This is a genomic window from Oceanobacillus sp. FSL W7-1281, from assembly GCF_037969835.1.
Taxonomy (GTDB): domain Bacteria; phylum Bacillota; class Bacilli; order Bacillales; family Amphibacillaceae; genus Oceanobacillus; species Oceanobacillus oncorhynchi.
In genome coordinates this window covers 4,286,688-4,303,536 of record NZ_CP150214.1, presented here as the reverse complement: position 1 = coordinate 4,303,536, position 16,849 = coordinate 4,286,688, and the positions used below count along the sequence as shown (strand labels likewise).

Here is a 16,849-nt window from a genome sequence, read left to right as displayed (position 1 = left end):
AAACTGCCATCGGGTGCTGCGGTTTTAGCCGTAAAATGATTCTTGTTAAAATAGGGGGTAAAAAAAACAAATCCATATAAATAAGCAGGAATTTAAATAAATATATCGAATTTTAAATTTAAAACAAAAATTAAATATATCGGAGGGTAAGTATGACACAATCAATCCTCATTGTTGATGACCAAATAGGAATTCGCATGTTGCTTCAAGAAGTTTTTCAAACAGCCGGTTATCGTACTTCACTTGCAAAGAACGGAAAAGAAGCGGTTGAACATTTATCAGAGTCCCCTTGCGATTTGGTAGTTCTGGATTATCATATCCCTGTTTACAACGGAAAGGCTGTCATGCAAAAAATAAAGCAGATGAGGGTAGAAGCAAAAACTATCATCATTACTGGTTTGCCGGAAGTTGCAAAACAGGAACTGGGGGAAAACTTACCTGAGGAAATTATTTCGAAGCCATTCAATGTTGCAAAACTATGTCATGTTGTGGAAGAAATTTTGAAGAAAAACGAATGAATCACTGCTACTTTGTTGCGATAAAGTCTTGAAATTGGTATTCTTATATTGTAATGAATGTTGTCAGAAATTCATGCGGACAATTTGAAGGAGGAACTTGGTATGCCTTTAGTATCAATGAAAGAAATGCTCGAAAAAGGAAAAGAAAATGGATATGCAGTAGGTCAGTTTAATATTAACAACCTGGAATATATCCAAGGTATTCTCCAAGCAGCTCAAGAAGAAAAGTCACCAGTAATTCTTGGTGTTTCTGAGGGTGCTGGAAAATATATGGGCGGCTATAATGTCGTAGTTGCTATGGTAAAATCTTTAATGGATTCATATGGTACAACTGTGCCTGTTGCCATTCATTTAGATCACGGATCCAGCTTTAAAAGCTGTGCAGAAGCAATCCATGCAGGATTTACTTCTGTCATGATAGACGGATCGCACTCGCCGATCGAAGAAAATATCGAAGTAACAAAGAAAGTGGTTGAACTTGCTCATATCCATGGTGTATCTGTTGAGGCAGAGGTTGGTACTGTAGGTGGAGAAGAAGATGGTGTTATTGGCGGAATCAACTATGCAGATAAAGAAGAATGTCTGCGTCTTGTGACAGAAGCAGGAGTAGATTGCTTAGCGCCGGCACTAGGTTCCGTTCATGGCCCATACCAAGGAGAGCCTAACTTAGGATTCACAGAAATGAAAGAAATCCTGGAGTTAGTTAATGTGCCATTAGTACTTCACGGCGGTACAGGAATTCCTACAAAAGATATTCAAAAAGCAATTTCTTTAGGAACTGCTAAAATCAATGTGAATACAGAGAATCAAATTTCCCAGACTAAAGCAATTCGTGAAACATTAGCACAAAAACCGGATTTATATGATCCGCGTAAATATTTAGGACCAGGTACTGCAGCGATTAAAGAAACCGTAATCGGTAAAATGCGTGAATTTGGTTCTTCTAATAATGCATAATTGATTTCATTAAAAATATGTGTTAAAAAGAGCAGATAAGAAAACTTTTTAATCACATCAATAAAAATATATCAGGCAAAAGCTGTACCGATGGTGCAGCTTTTGCTGCAAAATCTCAGGGAGGTAATTTGAATGAAATTTTTCATTGATACAGCTAATATTGAAGATATCAAAGAAGCGAATAAGCTTGGAATACTGGCTGGTGTTACAACCAACCCAAGCCTTGTAGCAAAAGAAGGGGTTTCTTTTCATGACCGCTTGCGTGAAATCACAGAAGAAGTTTCTGGATCAGTCAGTGCAGAAGTAATTGCTGAGGACGCAGAAGGCATGATAGAAGAAGGGAAAGAGCTGGCAGCCATCGCACCAAATATTACGGTAAAAGTACCGATGACCCTTGAAGGATTGAAAGCGGTTAAGGTGTTCAGCGATTTAAATATCAAAACCAATGTGACATTGATTTTTAATGCGAATCAGGCATTGCTTGCAGCACGTGCTGGAGCAACCTATGTATCTCCTTTCTTGGGAAGATTAGATGATATTGGACAGGATGGAATGGAATTGATAGCTAATGTAGCAGCTATTTTTGACCGTCATCAGATTCAGACTGAAATCATTGCTGCATCTATCCGTCATCCAATTCATGTTACAGATGCTGCATTAAACGGAGCGCATATTGCAACCATTCCATTCAACGTTCTGTCATCCTTAGTCAAGCATCCATTAACGGATCAGGGAATTGAAAAATTCTTAGCAGACTGGAATAATCAAAAATAATTGCATAGAGTTGGAAAAAAGACAGACAATAAGAAAAGGGTAAAGATGATATGCATCTGAATAAACAAAAACAACTTGTGGATCATAACTTCCATAGGAACGAGGTTTTTACATGCAAAAGTTATTAATTGAGGGTGGGCATGAATTATCTGGAGAAGTTCACATCAGCGGTGCAAAAAATAGTGCAGTAGCTTTATTGCCTGCAGCTATTCTTGCAGATTCTACAGTAACGATTGAAGGGTTGCCGGATATTTCGGATGTAGATACGTTAGGTCAGCTGTTAGAAGAAATTGGCGGAACAGTATCCCGGGACGGTCAGGATATGACGATCCATCCAGAGAAAATGATTGCCATGCCATTGCCGAACGGAAGAGTCAAAAAATTACGTGCATCCTATTATTTCATGGGTGCCATGCTTGGAAAATTTAATAAAGCAGTTATTGGTTTGCCTGGAGGCTGCTACCTGGGGCCGCGCCCAATAGACCAGCATATTAAAGGATTTGAAGCATTAGGTGCTGAGGTAACAAATGAGCAGGGTGCGATTTATTTACGTGCCAAAGAGCTGCGCGGTGCACGCATTTATTTGGATGTCGTCAGTGTTGGGGCTACCATTAATATTATGCTGGCCGCGGTAAAGGCAAAAGGACAAACAATCATTGAAAATGCTGCAAAAGAGCCCGAGATTATTGATGTTGCAACGCTATTAACCAATATGGGTGCCAAAATCAAAGGTGTTGGAACAGATGTGATTCGTATCGACGGGGTTCCTTCCTTACATGGTTGTACGCATACCATTATTCCTGACCGTATTGAAGCGGGTACGTATGCTATTGCAGCCGCTGCAATGGGGAAAGAAGTGATTATTGACAATGTTATTCCGCAGCATATGGAATCATTGATTGCGAAACTGCGGGAAATGAATGTAAATATTGAATCACACAATGACCAATTATATGTTGCCAGAACAAAATCATTAAGCAGTGTGGATATCAAGACATTGGTTTATCCCGGCTTTCCGACTGACCTGCAGCAGCCGCTTACAACACTATTGACACAGGCGGGGTATTCTGGTGTGATTATCGATACCATTTATTCTGCACGATTAAAGCATATTGATGAGCTCCGCCGGATGAATGCGGAAATAAAAGTGGAGGGCGGATCCGTGATTGTTTCTGGCCCGACTCAATTAGAAGGTGCAAAGGTAAAAGCCAGTGACCTTCGTGCCGGAGCAGCTCTGGTAATTGCCGGACTGCTTGCAAATGGCGTAACGGAGATTACCGGTTTGGATCATATTGATCGTGGCTATGAGAATTTGACGGACAAGCTTTCTTCTCTCGGAGCAACCATTTGGCGGGAAGAAATGACTGAATCAGAAATTTATCAAGATCAGAATACGTAAAAGAGACGGTTAAAAAGCGGAATAAAAGGACACATCGAATTTTACAGCGCGGGGCTCCATCCCTGCAGCTGCTGTAATTTAAGCCGGCAAGTCCTTTTATTTGCTTTTTAAACATCCTCTAAAAGAGAAGCCGCTTCCTTCTCTTTTATTATATAGCATGTTTTGAGGGTATTCAGGCAGCCTGTCAAATACTTCTTATCGATGTATCGTTTTCCTGAATATTTTTAAACGCAGTGATAGAAAAGATACACCTATCCTCAAATAACTTCTATTGTCGAAAAAGCCTGCAAGATGAGTATATTTTCGATAACTTCAGAATCATAGATAAAAGTCATAGTTAACCTGATAAAATTCCTCTATTTTTGACAAAAAAGTCTATTGAATCTTTATTCGTAAAAGAGTATGATAATAGATGTTTAGTCAAACCAAGCAATTTGATAAAAGTCTGACAGGGAAATAGAAAGGGAAGTTTCATTTTACAGAGATACCGTACTCTTACCAAAAGACGCAACTCTGATGACCCGTCTTCCTGAAAAGTACTGTCAGTCCGATAAATAACATGGATTGTGTCTGTTATCTCCAGACATCTGCGGCAATATCACAGCTTCTAACTGCTTCTGTCAGCCGGAGCAGGTCTTCTTAGTACTCCTTCCATATCATTATAAGGAAATCCGTTTTGCATACCATGACGAAAATGGTACTTTTACAGTCAAGACGATGATAGATGAAAAAGGAAGTTAGAAAGATTTGAAAATAATACCAGATACATATCGTTTCCGAAAAATGGGAAACGAATGATAAGCTGTCAACGAATCAATCATCCGTTTTTTCTCCATTTGATTGAAATCTTTAGTGGATGAAATTCTAATGAAGCGTATACACAATAAGACGGCAACAGGTAAACAAACGATCAGCTATGGCGAAAGATAGAAATGATGTACTCCATCAAATCGTTCATCATAAAATACAGAAGCTGTATGAAAAGATGGGACAATGTTTATTCGTCCTATTAAAAATATATAAAAGAACCTAGAACAGGCGTGGTGATTTAATGGCAACACTGACAATCTCTAGTTTAGAGACAATGACGTTAAAAGAGATTTATGCACTTGCGAAAGATTATAAAATTTCATATTATGCAAAGCTGACAAAGAAAGAGCTAATTTTTGCAATATTAAAAGCGCAGGCTGAAAAAGATGGATTTTTATTTATGGATGGAATCTTAGAAATTATTCCTTCTGAAGGATTTGGATTCCTTCGTCCGATTAATTATTCTCCAAGTGCAGAGGACATCTATATCTCTGCTTCCCAAATCCGTCGTTTTGATTTGAGAAATGGAGATAAAGTATCTGGAAAAGTACGTCCGCCGAAGGAAAATGAACGTTATTACGGTCTGTTGCATGTCGATGCAGTGAATGATGAAGACCCCGATTCTTCCAAAGAACGTGTTCATTTTCCAGCTTTAACAGCACTTTACCCAAATCGGCCAATCAGGTTAGAAACAGAAACAAACCAGTTATCTACACGTATTATGGATTTAATGACACCAGTCGGTTTTGGACAGCGCGGTTTGATTGTCGCACCGCCAAAAGCTGGGAAAACGATGCTGATTAAAGAGATTGCAAACAGCATCTCTCAAAACCATCCGCATGCCAAACTGATTATTCTGCTGGTGGATGAGCGTCCAGAGGAAGTAACCGATATTGAACGTTCTGTAGGTCCGGACGTTGATGTCGTTTCTTCTACTTTTGATGAAGTTCCTGAGAGCCATATCAAAGTGTCTGAGCTTGTGTTAGAACGAGCCATGCGTCTTGTCGAGCACAAGCGTGATGTCATCGTTCTGATGGATAGTATTACACGCTTGGCCCGAGCATATAACTTAGTTATTCCTCCAAGCGGACGTACCTTATCCGGCGGTATCGATCCGGCAGCCTTCCACCGTCCAAAACGATTCTTTGGTGCGGCAAGAAATATTGAAGAAGGCGGCAGCTTTACCATTTTAGCGACAGCGCTGGTAGACACCGGTTCACGTATGGATGATGTGATTTATGAAGAATTTAAAGGAACAGGGAATATGGAACTGCACCTGAATCGTCATCTTGCAGACCGCCGAATCTTCCCTGCTATCGATATTCTGCGTTCAGGAACCCGGAAAGAAGAGCTCCTGGTAGATAAAGCACATTTAGATAAAATGTGGCTGCTGCGGAAAACCATGCAGGATTCCAATGATTTCTTAGACCGCTTCTTAAAACGGATGAAGAATTCTAAGAATAACGAAGAATTCCTGCAGCTGATGGACGAAGAAATGAAACGAAAAGGAATGAATCGTCAATAGAACCAGATTCATCTTGTCTTTTGTTAATAACTTCTATTGCATTTCATTCTATACACTGTTATAATCTTTCTATGTGAGTTTAGGTAGGGTGCATTGCATCGCGAACGACTCTTCGAATAACTCTGTTTCCAAGGGACTCAGGGCAAAAAGGAGTAGAAGAACATGAAAAAGGAAATTCATCCAGAGTACAGAAAAGTAGTTTTTCTTGATACTAGCACGAATTACAAGTTCTTAAGCGGATCTACAAAAGAATCAGACGAAACAATTGAGTGGGAAGATGGAAACACATACCCTCTATTAAAAGTTGAAATCAGCTCTGATTCACATCCATTCTACACTGGTAAGCAAAAAGCTGACAAAGTCGGCGGCCGTGTGGATCGCTTTAAGAAAAAATATAACCTTAACTAATTTTCTGATGAACCGTCTACCGGTTACGAAGAATTTTTATAAGGAATGGAACTGGAAAGGACAGGCAAAATGTCTCATTTTGCCTGTTTTTTTACTTTTAATGCGATAAAATATGAAAAATAAGTTTTTTTCATTTATCATATAATAGAAGATAGTTGAGAGTGCTGCCTGAGCTTCTCATTAAAAATAGTTATACTTATTCGCGAGAGGAGTTTCTCCAAATGCATATAATGAAGCGAAATGGCTGGGTAGAATTAATTTGCGGAAGCATGTTTTCCGGAAAATCAGAAGAATTAATACGTCGTGTCAGAAGAGCAACGTATGCGCATCTAGATGTATGTGTATTTAAACCGGCTATTGATAACCGTTATGATGAAACAGCAGTTGTTTCTCATGATGGCAGAACTACTATTGCAAAATCAATCAAGGATGCGGCTGAAATTTTAGAGGAAATAAAGCCCGATGTAGAGATTGTGGCGATTGATGAAGTACAATTTTTCAATAACAATGTCATTGATGTCATCGAGGAGCTTGTTCGCCGGGATATCCGTGTCATTGTTGCCGGCCTGGATATGGATTTTCGAGGAGTGCCTTTTGAACCCGTACCACAGCTGATGGCTTTATCTGAATCGGTGACGAAATTAAATGCCATCTGTCCATTATGCGGTTCGCCTGCCAGCAGAACGCAGCGGCTGATTGATGGAAAACCTGCTTCCTACGATGACCCTGTCATTCTGGTAGGAGCTTCAGAATCCTATGAACCGCGCTGCCGTCATCATCATGAAGTACCTAATAAACCAGAGGTAAATGTAGCACAGCATGTTGTAAAACAAGCAAATAGTTAATACGAAAACTGCCGATTCTATATATTCGGCAGTTTTTTATATAATGAAACCTCATTTTGTTGAGATTCCTCCTCGCCACCTTGCAGGATTAGGTTAGAGTTGGGGGAAGGCGCATTGATTACTCTCTTCCATAGAATGGCTTTTGCGATTACTTACCCAATTAAAACCATTGGCAGTTGAGTGAATCGTGTTGTATCTACAGATTTAGCTGAATTAATTGGGATCGTAGCAGAAGAAGATGATATTATTTATCGTATCAGTGGTGTTGGAGGATCAGAATTTGTATATTCAAAGACTGTTGATATAGTAAAAATAGGAGATATTTCAGTAAGAAAATTTGTATTGGAAATCGGCGCTATGAATTACGGTTTTGAGTTGGATGGAATCATTGGTTTAGACCTGTTACGGCAAATGAAGGCCATTATTAATATAGATGAATTAACATTAATGTCAAATAGTTAATAGTAATACAATATTATTTTACTATCCCACTTTAAGAGTAAATGAATAAAATAATTCACAAATCGGGCTAATTAATCAATTTCAGGTCGTTGCACACATGGAAAGAACGGGCGAATACACTGGATATAGGATGAGAGGAGGTTAACGGATGTCTTTTCACTATCCCTATTCGCCCGGCTGGCACCCTTACCGTCAAAATCAGGGAGGGTATACCCGGCAAAAGGAATATCAGAGCCAACGGAGCAATAGCACACGGGACGCAGGTGTGGAAACGCAAATACAAGGTGATAACTATGGATCAGGCTATGGACTTCCTGTTCAGGATACAGCCAGCCAAAGACCGGGAAGCAGTCTATATAAAGCCCATTCCACTTCTTATCATGGCGCCTCACCAGATATGCAATACATGATGCAGATGATGATGGATGTAAGAAGCCAATTGGAGCAGCTCAACTACTTGATTGCACAGAACAATCGACTGCTGCATAATACAGGCGGAGGGAAAGAAAGATTTATTTAAAAGTAAATAGTAATATGCTCGGTAATATATTATATAAGATACGTTTCCTACAAAAGAAATCCAAATTAGCTTGGGTTTCTTTTTGGATAAATCGGTTTTCTTCAGCACAATTTCTTTCAAAAAGAAATTGTGAAAGTTATCGTAATTTTTGCACAAGTGCTATTACACTATTCCTTCTCATGATACAATATAAATATACTATGTATCATTCTGGAGGTGAATACATTGAAATGGGAAGAAGTGCGCGACGCATTTCCGGAACAATGGGTTTTAATTGAAGTAGTTCAGGCGCATACTAATGAGCACAGTGAACGCATTTTAGAAGACATGGACCCTTTGAAAAAATTCTCCAACTCTCCAGAGGCAATGAAAATTTGTCAGGAGATTCACCGATACAATTTAGGAAGAGAGGTATATGTGCTTCATACAAGCCGGAAAAATCCCAATATCATGCAGAAAAAAGAAATAAGTATCAGATAAAGGTTAAAAAAATAAACTTTTCTTTTTAGAAAGATACGGAATTGGAAGGGAAAATAAGCGGATGCTGTATATTAAATTAAATAAAGAAGAAATCAAGAAAGAATGCCTATAGACAGGTCATGTATAAAACGTGCCGAGTTTATGGGTATTTTTTTGTTTATCGGCAACCCTGCCATTACTTCTCATCTGGTGTGCAATTGACCCGGATGCTCCCTTATAATATAATAAGACTGTTATGGAGAAAGAGGTGTATTCTTGTGTTAGATCGTTTGCAAGCACTAGAAGATCGGTATAATAAATTAAATGAAATGTTAAGTGACCCGGAAGTAATCAGTGATACAAAAAAGCTGCGTGAGTATTCGAAAGAGCAGGCTGGACTGGAGGACGTTGTCCAGGCTCACCGTGAGTATAGAGAAGTTACATCACAACTGGCAGATGCGAAAGAAATGCTGGAAGATGAATCAGATAATGAAATGCTGGAAATGGCGAAGATGGAAGTATCTGAATTATCGTCCAGAAAAGAAGAGTTGGAGGAACAAATGAAGATTCTCTTGCTTCCTAAAGACCCGAATGATGATAAGAACGTTATTATGGAAATTCGCGGTGCTGCCGGGGGAGATGAAGCTGCTTTATTTGCAGGTGATTTATATCGGATGTACTCTCGTTATGCAGAAGCGCAGGGCTGGAAAATTGATGTGATGGAGGCTAGCTCCACAGGCGTTGGCGGTTATAAAGAAATCATCTTTATGATCAATGGATCAGACGTTTATTCGAAACTGAAGTATGAAAATGGCGCCCATCGCGTACAGCGTGTTCCGGAAACAGAGTCTGGCGGACGGATTCATACATCCACTGCAACTGTTGCGGTGCTGCCTGAAGCGGAAGAGGTAGAGATAGATGTCCATGAGAAGGATATTCGTGTGGATACCTTTGCTTCCAGCGGACCGGGGGGACAAAGCGTAAATACGACGATGTCAGCAGTACGTTTAACGCATGAGCCTACTGGGATTGTGGTATCGATTCAGGATGAAAAATCACAGATTAAGAATAAAGAAAAAGCAATGAAAGTATTACGGGCTCGTATTTATGATAAATTCCAGCAGGAAGCACAAGCAGAATATGATGAAAATCGTAAATCAGCGGTTGGTACAGGAGACCGCTCAGAGCGTATCCGTACGTATAACTATCCACAGAACCGTGTGACAGACCATCGGATCGGTTTGACCATTCAAAAGCTGGACCAGATTATGCAGGGCAAGCTGGATGAGTTTATCGATGCGCTTGTCATGGAAGAGCAAGCGAAAAAATTAGAGCAGATTGGGGAATAATCAATGACCCAAACAAAAATTCATGAAGTCCTTCACCGGGCTTCTCTTTTTTTAGAAAAGGCAAATAGAGAACCAAAAGTGGCAGAAATATTAATCAGACATCATTTAGGGTTATCCAGACAGGAATGGCTGCTTGCTTTGCGTGACCCCATATCTGAAGAAAAACAAATACAGATTGAAGCAGATATAAAAAAGCATGCTGAAACTGGAATTCCCGTCCAGCATTTGACGGAATCTGAGGAATTTTATGGACGCATCTTTCAAGTGAATAAGCATGTGTTAATTCCCAGACCGGAAACGGAAGAGCTGGTGCTTGCTATAAAGGATTACCTTGCTGCGCAAACCGGACCTGTACGGGTGGTTGATATAGGTACAGGAAGCGGCGTTATTGCGATTACGTTGGCATTAGAATTAAATCATGCAGAAGTCTTTGCTACCGATATTTCAGCTGAGGCGCTTCAAATAGCCAAGCAGAATGCCGATCAATGGGAGGCAGATGTATCATTTCTGGAGGGAGATTTTTTATCTCCGGTTATTCATGAAACCACGCCATTTGATGTGATTGTTTCCAACCCGCCGTATATTGCGAAATCAGAAGCAGCTGCGCTTAGTGATACCGTCCGTGATTTTGACCCGGAGCTGGCGCTTTTTGCAGAAGAGGATGGATTGGCAGCATATCATATGATTATCGAACAAGTGAAACAGCTGCCCTTGAAAAAAGATACACTGTTGGCTTTTGAAATTGGCCATACGCAGGGGGAATCTGTAAAGAAACGGATACAGCAGGTTATTCCAGGCAGCCATGTGGAAATCAAACAAGATATCAACGGAAAAGATCGAATGGTATTTGCGAGCCATTTAAACTGATGTCTGCATAGCCAGAATAATGAAAAAGTATACCCGGTTTTCAAATATATATTTCTATCAAACTTGTATAAGCAGAAATCTCCTTGTCCAAACTATCTCATAGATAGATGGAAGGGAGATTTTTTTATGAAAAAATTATGGATGGCAATGGCACTTATATTTTTATTATTATCGATTATTCCAGTAGTTAGTATAGCAAAAGAATTGCAAAATAAAGAGCTTGACTATCAGGTTATCCCGGACGAAGCGATCCGGCTGCGTATTCTGGCAAATAGTGACAGCGAGAAGGACCAAGATGTAAAACATAAGGTCCGTGATGAAGTGAATGAAGTCATCACAGAATGGGTGAAGGACATTGATGATATTGAAGAGGCAAGACAGCTGATCGATGACCGGCTTCCGGAATTAGAAGAAGTAGTCAGAGATACACTGGAGAAAGAAAATAGCGATGATGACTTTGAACTGGAATTTGCGGAGGATGTATCATTTCCTGCGAAATTATATGGAGACTACCTTTATCCGGCAGGGGAATATGAAGCGATTTTAGTAACGATAGGAGAAGGTTCTGGCGCCAACTGGTGGTGTGTCCTATTCCCGCCATTATGCTTTTTAGATTTCTTTAACGGCACCTCTGTAGCGGATGGAGATGCAGCAGAAGCAGAAGAGGAAGAAGAGGTCGAAGTAGAATTCTTTTTATTTAAATGGTTAGGCTTGTCATAGATTTGTTCATAGAGGCATACGATGATAGTAAAGCGTAGCTTAAGTTTAATCAAGAAAAAGAATGGAGGATGGAAAAATGCAAATCTACCAAGTTAAAGAAGCAAAACTAGAGCTGATAGAGAAATTTATGGAAAAGAACGGAACGCTTTTCGGCAAAAAATTAACAAAGGAGAGCTATGTTGTAGAAATCAACGGAAGCATGGAAGGCTGCTTTAATCTGGATATGGTAGATGAATCAACGTATTGGCTGAAGCAATTATATTTAAATAAAGAGCATGTAGAAAAATTATTTGTTGTATTTGAATCTGTTCTCGTCATATCTAGAAAAAATAACGTAAAATGTGTATATGTGCATAATCAAAGCCCGGTTGTGGATATCTTATTAGAGTCTTTACAATTCAAAAGAGAAAGCGATGTCACATTTAAAAATATAAATTCAGAAAAAACAGGGAATTGGTGGGCGTATCAGGTATCCTAATTTCTTAAAAAGGAGAGAAGCTTGATATAACTAGCATAGTTTATTTCGTAATTTGTCAAGTGAAAATTATACACACTATTCACAATAGGGTGTGTATAATTAGGGGATATATGTGAATTATCGTCATTTTGTGGATAAAAACTGTGAATAATGTGCATAAGTTTGTAAAAATACTGCTTTTTTGCGTTTCCGTTGTGTATCGACTAAAATAGAAACGTATAAAGTGAAACTTCATGCAGTGGGAGTTTTACAAAAGCCCTTCGGTGGGAAGAGTAATCGAAGCAATATTGTCAGGTTAATAGCCGCTACGGAAAAATACTGCGCTTTCCCATAGCAGTCTCCGTATTTTTCCTCCGCCAGACAGTTTTTTGCTACCTATCTGTAACAAATATAATATTCAATAAAATTTATTAACCTGACAACATTGGTAATCGATCTCCCAGCCTGTTACACTGCGGGAAATGAGGAAAAGTTATGCACACGAAAGTATGGAAAAAGAATGGAACCACTATCATAGACAAAGAGATTCAAGAGGCAGCAAATCTGTTAAAAGAAGGAGAGGTTGTCGCCTTTCCTACAGAAACGGTATACGGATTGGGCGCAGACGCGACGAACGAAGCAGCTGTCCGAAAAATATTTGAAGCAAAGGGACGCCCGCAGGATAATCCATTGATTGCCCATGTTGCGTCAGCGGAGCAGTTAAAAGAGCTTGTCACATATATTCCAGATTATGTGTATCCATTGATGGAGGCTTTTTCACCGGGCCCTTTAACATATATTTTACCAGCAAATGATTTCTGTGCGGAGAATGTAAAAGCGGGTTTATCCACAATCGGGGTGCGAATCCCGAGTCACCCTATTGCGCTTGCTTTATTACAGGCAGCAGGAAAACCTGTTGCGGCTCCCAGTGCAAATGTGTCCGGAAAACCCAGCCCGACTCAAGCGGCACATGTATATGAGGATTTAAACGGAAAAATCAGCGGACTGATTGATGGCGGGCAGACTGGTGTCGGATTGGAATCAACGGTCATTGACTGCACGGGAGAAATACCGGTTATTTTACGGCCCGGCGGAGTGACAAAGGAACAATTAGAGGCGGAAGCGGGCACTGTGATGATCGACCCTGGCCTTGTTACATCCTCCGCGGACCGTCCCAAAGCTCCTGGAATGAAATATAAACACTATGCACCAGAGGTTCCGCTTTATTTATTTGAAGGAAATCTTCAGGCTTTTAGTGCATTTGTGGATAAGGAAAAGCAGGCAGGGAACAGAATAGGCGTCCTGGCATCCAATCAAAGTGCTGAAATTTTTCCAGACGGCACAAAAGTGCATCTGCTTGGCGGGACGATAGAAGAAATCGCTTCTTCCTTATATGATGGATTGCGGTTCTTTAAGCATGCCAATGTGGATAAGATTGTTTGCGAGACATTTCCGGAGCAAGGAATTGGTCAAGCAGTCATGAATCGTCTGCGAAAGGCGGCAGATCAAATTATAAAAGAATAATCTTTTTAATAGTAGAGATATCCACATTGGTCGTCACGAATATTTCTGAAAACATTCATATAATCCTGTTTGGAAGCATAAAGTGTACAAGCATGCTTCAAAGGGGGACGTATGAATGTTTTTTTCTACCGAATTACTTTCACTGGCCTTGCTTGCCGTTGGTTTAAGTATGGACGCATTCTCTATCAGTTTGGGCTTAGGAATGAATAAAATGCGATTGAAACGGATTGCTATTATTGGCCTGGTAATCGGCAGTCTCCACATGCTTTTCCCGATGGCAGGCATGCTGCTTGGACATGCGTTATCAGAACAAGTCGGACAATGGGCAGCGCTGGCATCGGGAATCCTGCTGTTCTTTATCGGCGCCCATATGTTTTTCTCCGCCTTTCATACATCCGAGGAGTACAGATGGCAGCCGGTCGGCCTCGGATTGTGGATGCTTGCGTTCAGCGTCAGCCTCGATAGCTTTACAGTTGGGTTCAGCCTTGGTATTTCTGGCGTCACGATTATTTTTACGCTCCTTATTTTTGGGGCTGTAAGCTGTCTTTTTACATGGATTGGCTTATTATTAGGCAGACGGCTGCAGGGCTTCCTTGGGATATACAGTGAAATTTTTGGAGGGATTATTCTTTCATGCTTTGGGCTTTATATGTTATTCAGCTGAGCGTAAATGATGAATCGAAATAAAAAGTGCTGGCGGCCGAATTTTCAGAACGGGGATAGGGATAAAACGATATATTCCATATCAATCACAGATGAAAAAAGCACACGCCACCCTATTACAAAAAGGCTAAAACCCCGAATTGCACAGGTTTTAACCTTTTTAACCCCTAGTTATGGCTTGATGGGACTAAATTATTCGACGTCTTCTTTTGGAAGCGCCCATATGGACACACTGCCTCCATTGACAGGGAAAACGGCAAAGCCATCTTCTTCAATGGAGATATGCTCGGTTCTTGTTCCGGTCAGGTCGACCCAGACTTCTCCTGCACGATCTTTTCCTGCATACATTCTTTTCTCGCCATCATCTCCGTTTGAGATAATGACGGCACAGCCTGATCGTTCTATTTCCGGGGAGCCGCGGCGAACCCAGCCAATCGTGCTAGGGTGATCGAAGTAGTCTTCCTGTTCACCGTACGCTTTATGATAGCGAGCATAGAGAAGCGGATCAATGGCTTCTTTTTTATCCTCGATTGGATTTTCTCCTCCAATCCCAAAATAATCACCGTAAAAAATGCATGGGTATCCGCCTTCCCGCAGTAAAATAAGGGCATAAGCACTTTGTTTAAACCAATCCTCGACCCAGGATTCAAGTGCTTCATCAGGCTGTGTATCATGGTTATCCACGAAGGTCACAGCATGATGCGGATAGGATTGAACCAGTGTATCGTCAAAAATGGCTGTCAAATCAAAATCGTTGCCGGCTTTAGAAGCTTCATGCAGCTTATCATGCAGCGCGACATCAAATAAATCGATATGGTAATCAACTTGTTCTAAAAATTGCTGGCATGCTTCCAAATCATGCTTCCAGAACTCGCCGACGAAATAAAATTCCTCGCCGTACGTTTGGGCAATCTCTTTTGCAAACACGTTAATAAAATCGTGATTAATGTGTTTCATTGCGTCTAAGCGAAAACCATTGCAATGTAGCGTATCTACTAGCCATTTGCCCCAGCGGATCATTTCTTCCCGGACTTCTGGATGATGGTAGTCGATATTCGCAAACATTAAATAATCGTAATTGCTGAATTCATCATCTACCGCTTCGTTCCATGTTTTATTATCGCCTACAATTCGGAATATACCTGTTCTGTCCTCCTTCGCGTCGTAGTCTGTCCCATTAAAATGCTCGAACCTCCATTTGAAAGAAGAATACGTGTCACCACGTCCAGGGAAGGTGAATTTTGTCCAACCTTCTATATCAAAGGGTTCTGAAATCTCTTTTGTTCTGTCATTCGAATCTACTTCAATCACTTGAAATACTTCTGTTTCATCTGCTCCGGCTTTATGATTCATCACGATATCCGTATACACATGGATATCTTCATCATGACACGCTTTTATCGCCTCCTGCAGCTCTTTTTTTGTGCCGTATTTTGTAGCGGTGCTCCCTTTTTGATCAAATTCCCCCAAGTCGTATACATCATAGGGAGCGTAGCCATTATCTTCAGGTGACATGCCCTTTGTAACAGGCGGAATCCAAACAGCGTCGATGCCTCTGTTTTTTAATTCAGGAGCTGTTTCCTTCAGCCGGTTCCAATGGAGAGCGTCTGCTTCTACATGCCATTCGAAAAATTGAATCATAGTGTGATTTCGCTTCATATTATTTCTCCTCGTTTCTATTAATAAACCTATTAAAGAAAGGGTGTATCTTCCCTTTGTCCCAGCTGCGTAATTGTTCTTTTCATGCGAGCTGTTCATTTTTATAATTTATTTCTACCATACTAAGTAGTAGATACACCTTATGAAGAGAAACGAAACCTCATATCTCTTTTAAAGGGCAGTCTGCGTTTTTGATTTAATCATGATATGATGTAAAAAAGAATACGTTTGATAAATATTACCGTGATAAGAACAGGAGGATTCATCTTATGAATGTATTATTTGTATGTACGGGAAATACGTGCCGCAGTCCAATGGCAGAAGCCTTGTTGAAGCAGCGCGCACAATCAGATATACAGGTGAAATCTTGCGGAATCAGTGCGATGCCGGGAGCGCCGGCGAGCAGTCAGACAGAAGAGGTCCTGAGACAGGAAGGGATTGAAATCAATCATCAATCCGCCCCAATCAGCGCCGCATTGGTACAATGGGCCGATGTGATCCTGACTATGACCGCTTCCCATAAAGAAAGAATCTGGTCCGAATATCCCGAAGAAAGAAAAAAAACATATACACTTAAAGAATTTGCACTACATGCCGATATAAAAATATGGGAGCAAATAGAAAAAGCCTATGCGAATTTAGAAGAAAAAAGAAAGCGCTGCGTCAAGCAGTTTGATTCTAAAATGGATCCGATAGAACAGCGCCAGCGGCTGTATGAAATAGGTCAGGAAGAGATGGAAACAATTCGTGATTTAAAAAGACAGCTGACGCATTCTGATATTGCCGATCCTTTTGGCGGGTCAACAGCGCATTATTTGAAGACAAAACAAGAAATTGAAGCCTGTCTTGATCGTTGGCTGTCATCTTAAAAAGACAGCAATGAAGAAGGCAGTGGATGGCAGTCTGTGAAAACTCCGTGGAATCTTTGCAGTG

Annotated in this window: 18 protein-coding genes; 17 read left to right on the top strand and 1 reads right to left on the bottom strand. The window is 40.5% G+C overall.

The genetic code is table 11. The features are described 5' to 3' along the window. The first annotated feature begins 152 nt into the window (after positions 1–152). The 16 genes from MKX55_RS20880 to MKX55_RS20805 all read left to right on the top strand — a co-directional run bounded on the left by MKX55_RS20880 (position 153) and on the right by MKX55_RS20805 (position 14,258). Positions 153–518, top strand: coding sequence for a response regulator (locus MKX55_RS20880; protein WP_042529458.1), 366 nt, complete (start codon positions 153–155; stop codon positions 516–518). Between the two features lie 102 nt (positions 519–620). After that, positions 621–1,475, top strand: coding sequence for a class II fructose-1,6-bisphosphate aldolase (fba, locus tag MKX55_RS20875; RefSeq protein ID WP_042529460.1), 855 nt, complete (start codon positions 621–623; stop codon positions 1,473–1,475). 132 nt (positions 1,476–1,607) lie between these two features. Then, entirely contained in the window at positions 1,608–2,249 is a 642-nt protein-coding gene (gene fsa, locus MKX55_RS20870) for a fructose-6-phosphate aldolase (RefSeq protein WP_042529462.1), read from the top strand. A gap of 112 nt (positions 2,250–2,361) precedes the next feature. Further along, positions 2,362–3,648 (top strand): UDP-N-acetylglucosamine 1-carboxyvinyltransferase, encoded by a 1,287-nt coding sequence (locus MKX55_RS20865; RefSeq protein ID WP_042529464.1) that lies wholly within the window; start codon positions 2,362–2,364, stop codon positions 3,646–3,648. Positions 3,649–4,699: 1,051 nt separating this feature from the next. Continuing rightward, a complete protein-coding gene (gene rho, locus MKX55_RS20860; protein ID WP_042529466.1) occupies positions 4,700–5,983 on the top strand; it encodes a transcription termination factor Rho in 1,284 nt (427 codons plus the stop codon). Between the two features lie 162 nt (positions 5,984–6,145). Further along, positions 6,146–6,391: a type B 50S ribosomal protein L31 gene (locus tag MKX55_RS20855; RefSeq protein WP_042529468.1), complete on the top strand. Its 246-nt coding sequence runs from the start codon at positions 6,146–6,148 to the stop codon at positions 6,389–6,391. Positions 6,392–6,612: 221 nt separating this feature from the next. Beyond that, positions 6,613–7,236, top strand: coding sequence for a thymidine kinase (locus MKX55_RS20850; RefSeq protein WP_339180389.1), 624 nt, complete (start codon positions 6,613–6,615; stop codon positions 7,234–7,236). 180 nt (positions 7,237–7,416) lie between these two features. Next, the gene (locus MKX55_RS20845) at positions 7,417–7,698 is read left to right on the top strand and encodes a hypothetical protein (protein ID WP_339234692.1); all 282 of its coding nucleotides are present in this window, start codon (positions 7,417–7,419) and stop codon (positions 7,696–7,698) included. 148 nt (positions 7,699–7,846) lie between these two features. Further along, positions 7,847–8,218, top strand: a complete 372-nt coding sequence (locus MKX55_RS20840) for a hypothetical protein (RefSeq protein ID WP_339234690.1) — start codon at positions 7,847–7,849, stop codon at positions 8,216–8,218. Between the two features lie 225 nt (positions 8,219–8,443). Then, positions 8,444–8,698 carry a hypothetical protein gene (locus MKX55_RS20835; protein ID WP_042529474.1) on the top strand — a complete coding sequence of 85 codons (255 nt, stop codon included), beginning with the start codon at positions 8,444–8,446 and terminating at the stop codon, positions 8,696–8,698. Positions 8,699–8,955: 257 nt separating this feature from the next. Continuing rightward, complete coding sequence (prfA, locus tag MKX55_RS20830) at positions 8,956–10,026, top strand: peptide chain release factor 1 (RefSeq protein ID WP_042529476.1); 1,071 nt, start codon at positions 8,956–8,958, stop codon at positions 10,024–10,026. Between the two features lie 3 nt (positions 10,027–10,029). Next, a complete protein-coding gene (prmC, locus tag MKX55_RS20825; RefSeq protein ID WP_339234687.1) occupies positions 10,030–10,893 on the top strand; it encodes a peptide chain release factor N(5)-glutamine methyltransferase in 864 nt (287 codons plus the stop codon). Between the two features lie 126 nt (positions 10,894–11,019). Beyond that, the gene (gene spoIIR, locus MKX55_RS20820; protein WP_193064708.1) at positions 11,020–11,613 is read left to right on the top strand and encodes a stage II sporulation protein R; all 594 of its coding nucleotides are present in this window, start codon (positions 11,020–11,022) and stop codon (positions 11,611–11,613) included. Between the two features lie 76 nt (positions 11,614–11,689). Continuing rightward, positions 11,690–12,091 (top strand): hypothetical protein, encoded by a 402-nt coding sequence (locus MKX55_RS20815; RefSeq protein WP_042529482.1) that lies wholly within the window; start codon positions 11,690–11,692, stop codon positions 12,089–12,091. 474 nt (positions 12,092–12,565) lie between these two features. Continuing rightward, positions 12,566–13,594, top strand: coding sequence for an L-threonylcarbamoyladenylate synthase (locus MKX55_RS20810; protein ID WP_042529484.1), 1,029 nt, complete (start codon positions 12,566–12,568; stop codon positions 13,592–13,594). Between the two features lie 115 nt (positions 13,595–13,709). Beyond that, on the top strand, positions 13,710–14,258 hold the full coding sequence (locus MKX55_RS20805; RefSeq protein ID WP_042529486.1) for a manganese efflux pump MntP family protein: 549 nt from the start codon (positions 13,710–13,712) through the stop codon (positions 14,256–14,258). Between the two features lie 191 nt (positions 14,259–14,449). On the opposite strand, the gene MKX55_RS20800 is transcribed toward MKX55_RS20805, so the two are convergent. Then, a complete protein-coding gene (locus tag MKX55_RS20800) occupies positions 14,450–15,916 on the bottom strand; it encodes an alpha-amylase (RefSeq protein WP_042529488.1) in 1,467 nt (488 codons plus the stop codon). A gap of 269 nt (positions 15,917–16,185) precedes the next feature. On the opposite strand from MKX55_RS20800, the gene MKX55_RS20795 reads away from it, so the two are divergent. Then, entirely contained in the window at positions 16,186–16,785 is a 600-nt protein-coding gene (locus MKX55_RS20795; protein WP_042529490.1) for a low molecular weight protein arginine phosphatase, read from the top strand. Positions 16,786–16,849: the final 64 nt, after the last annotated feature.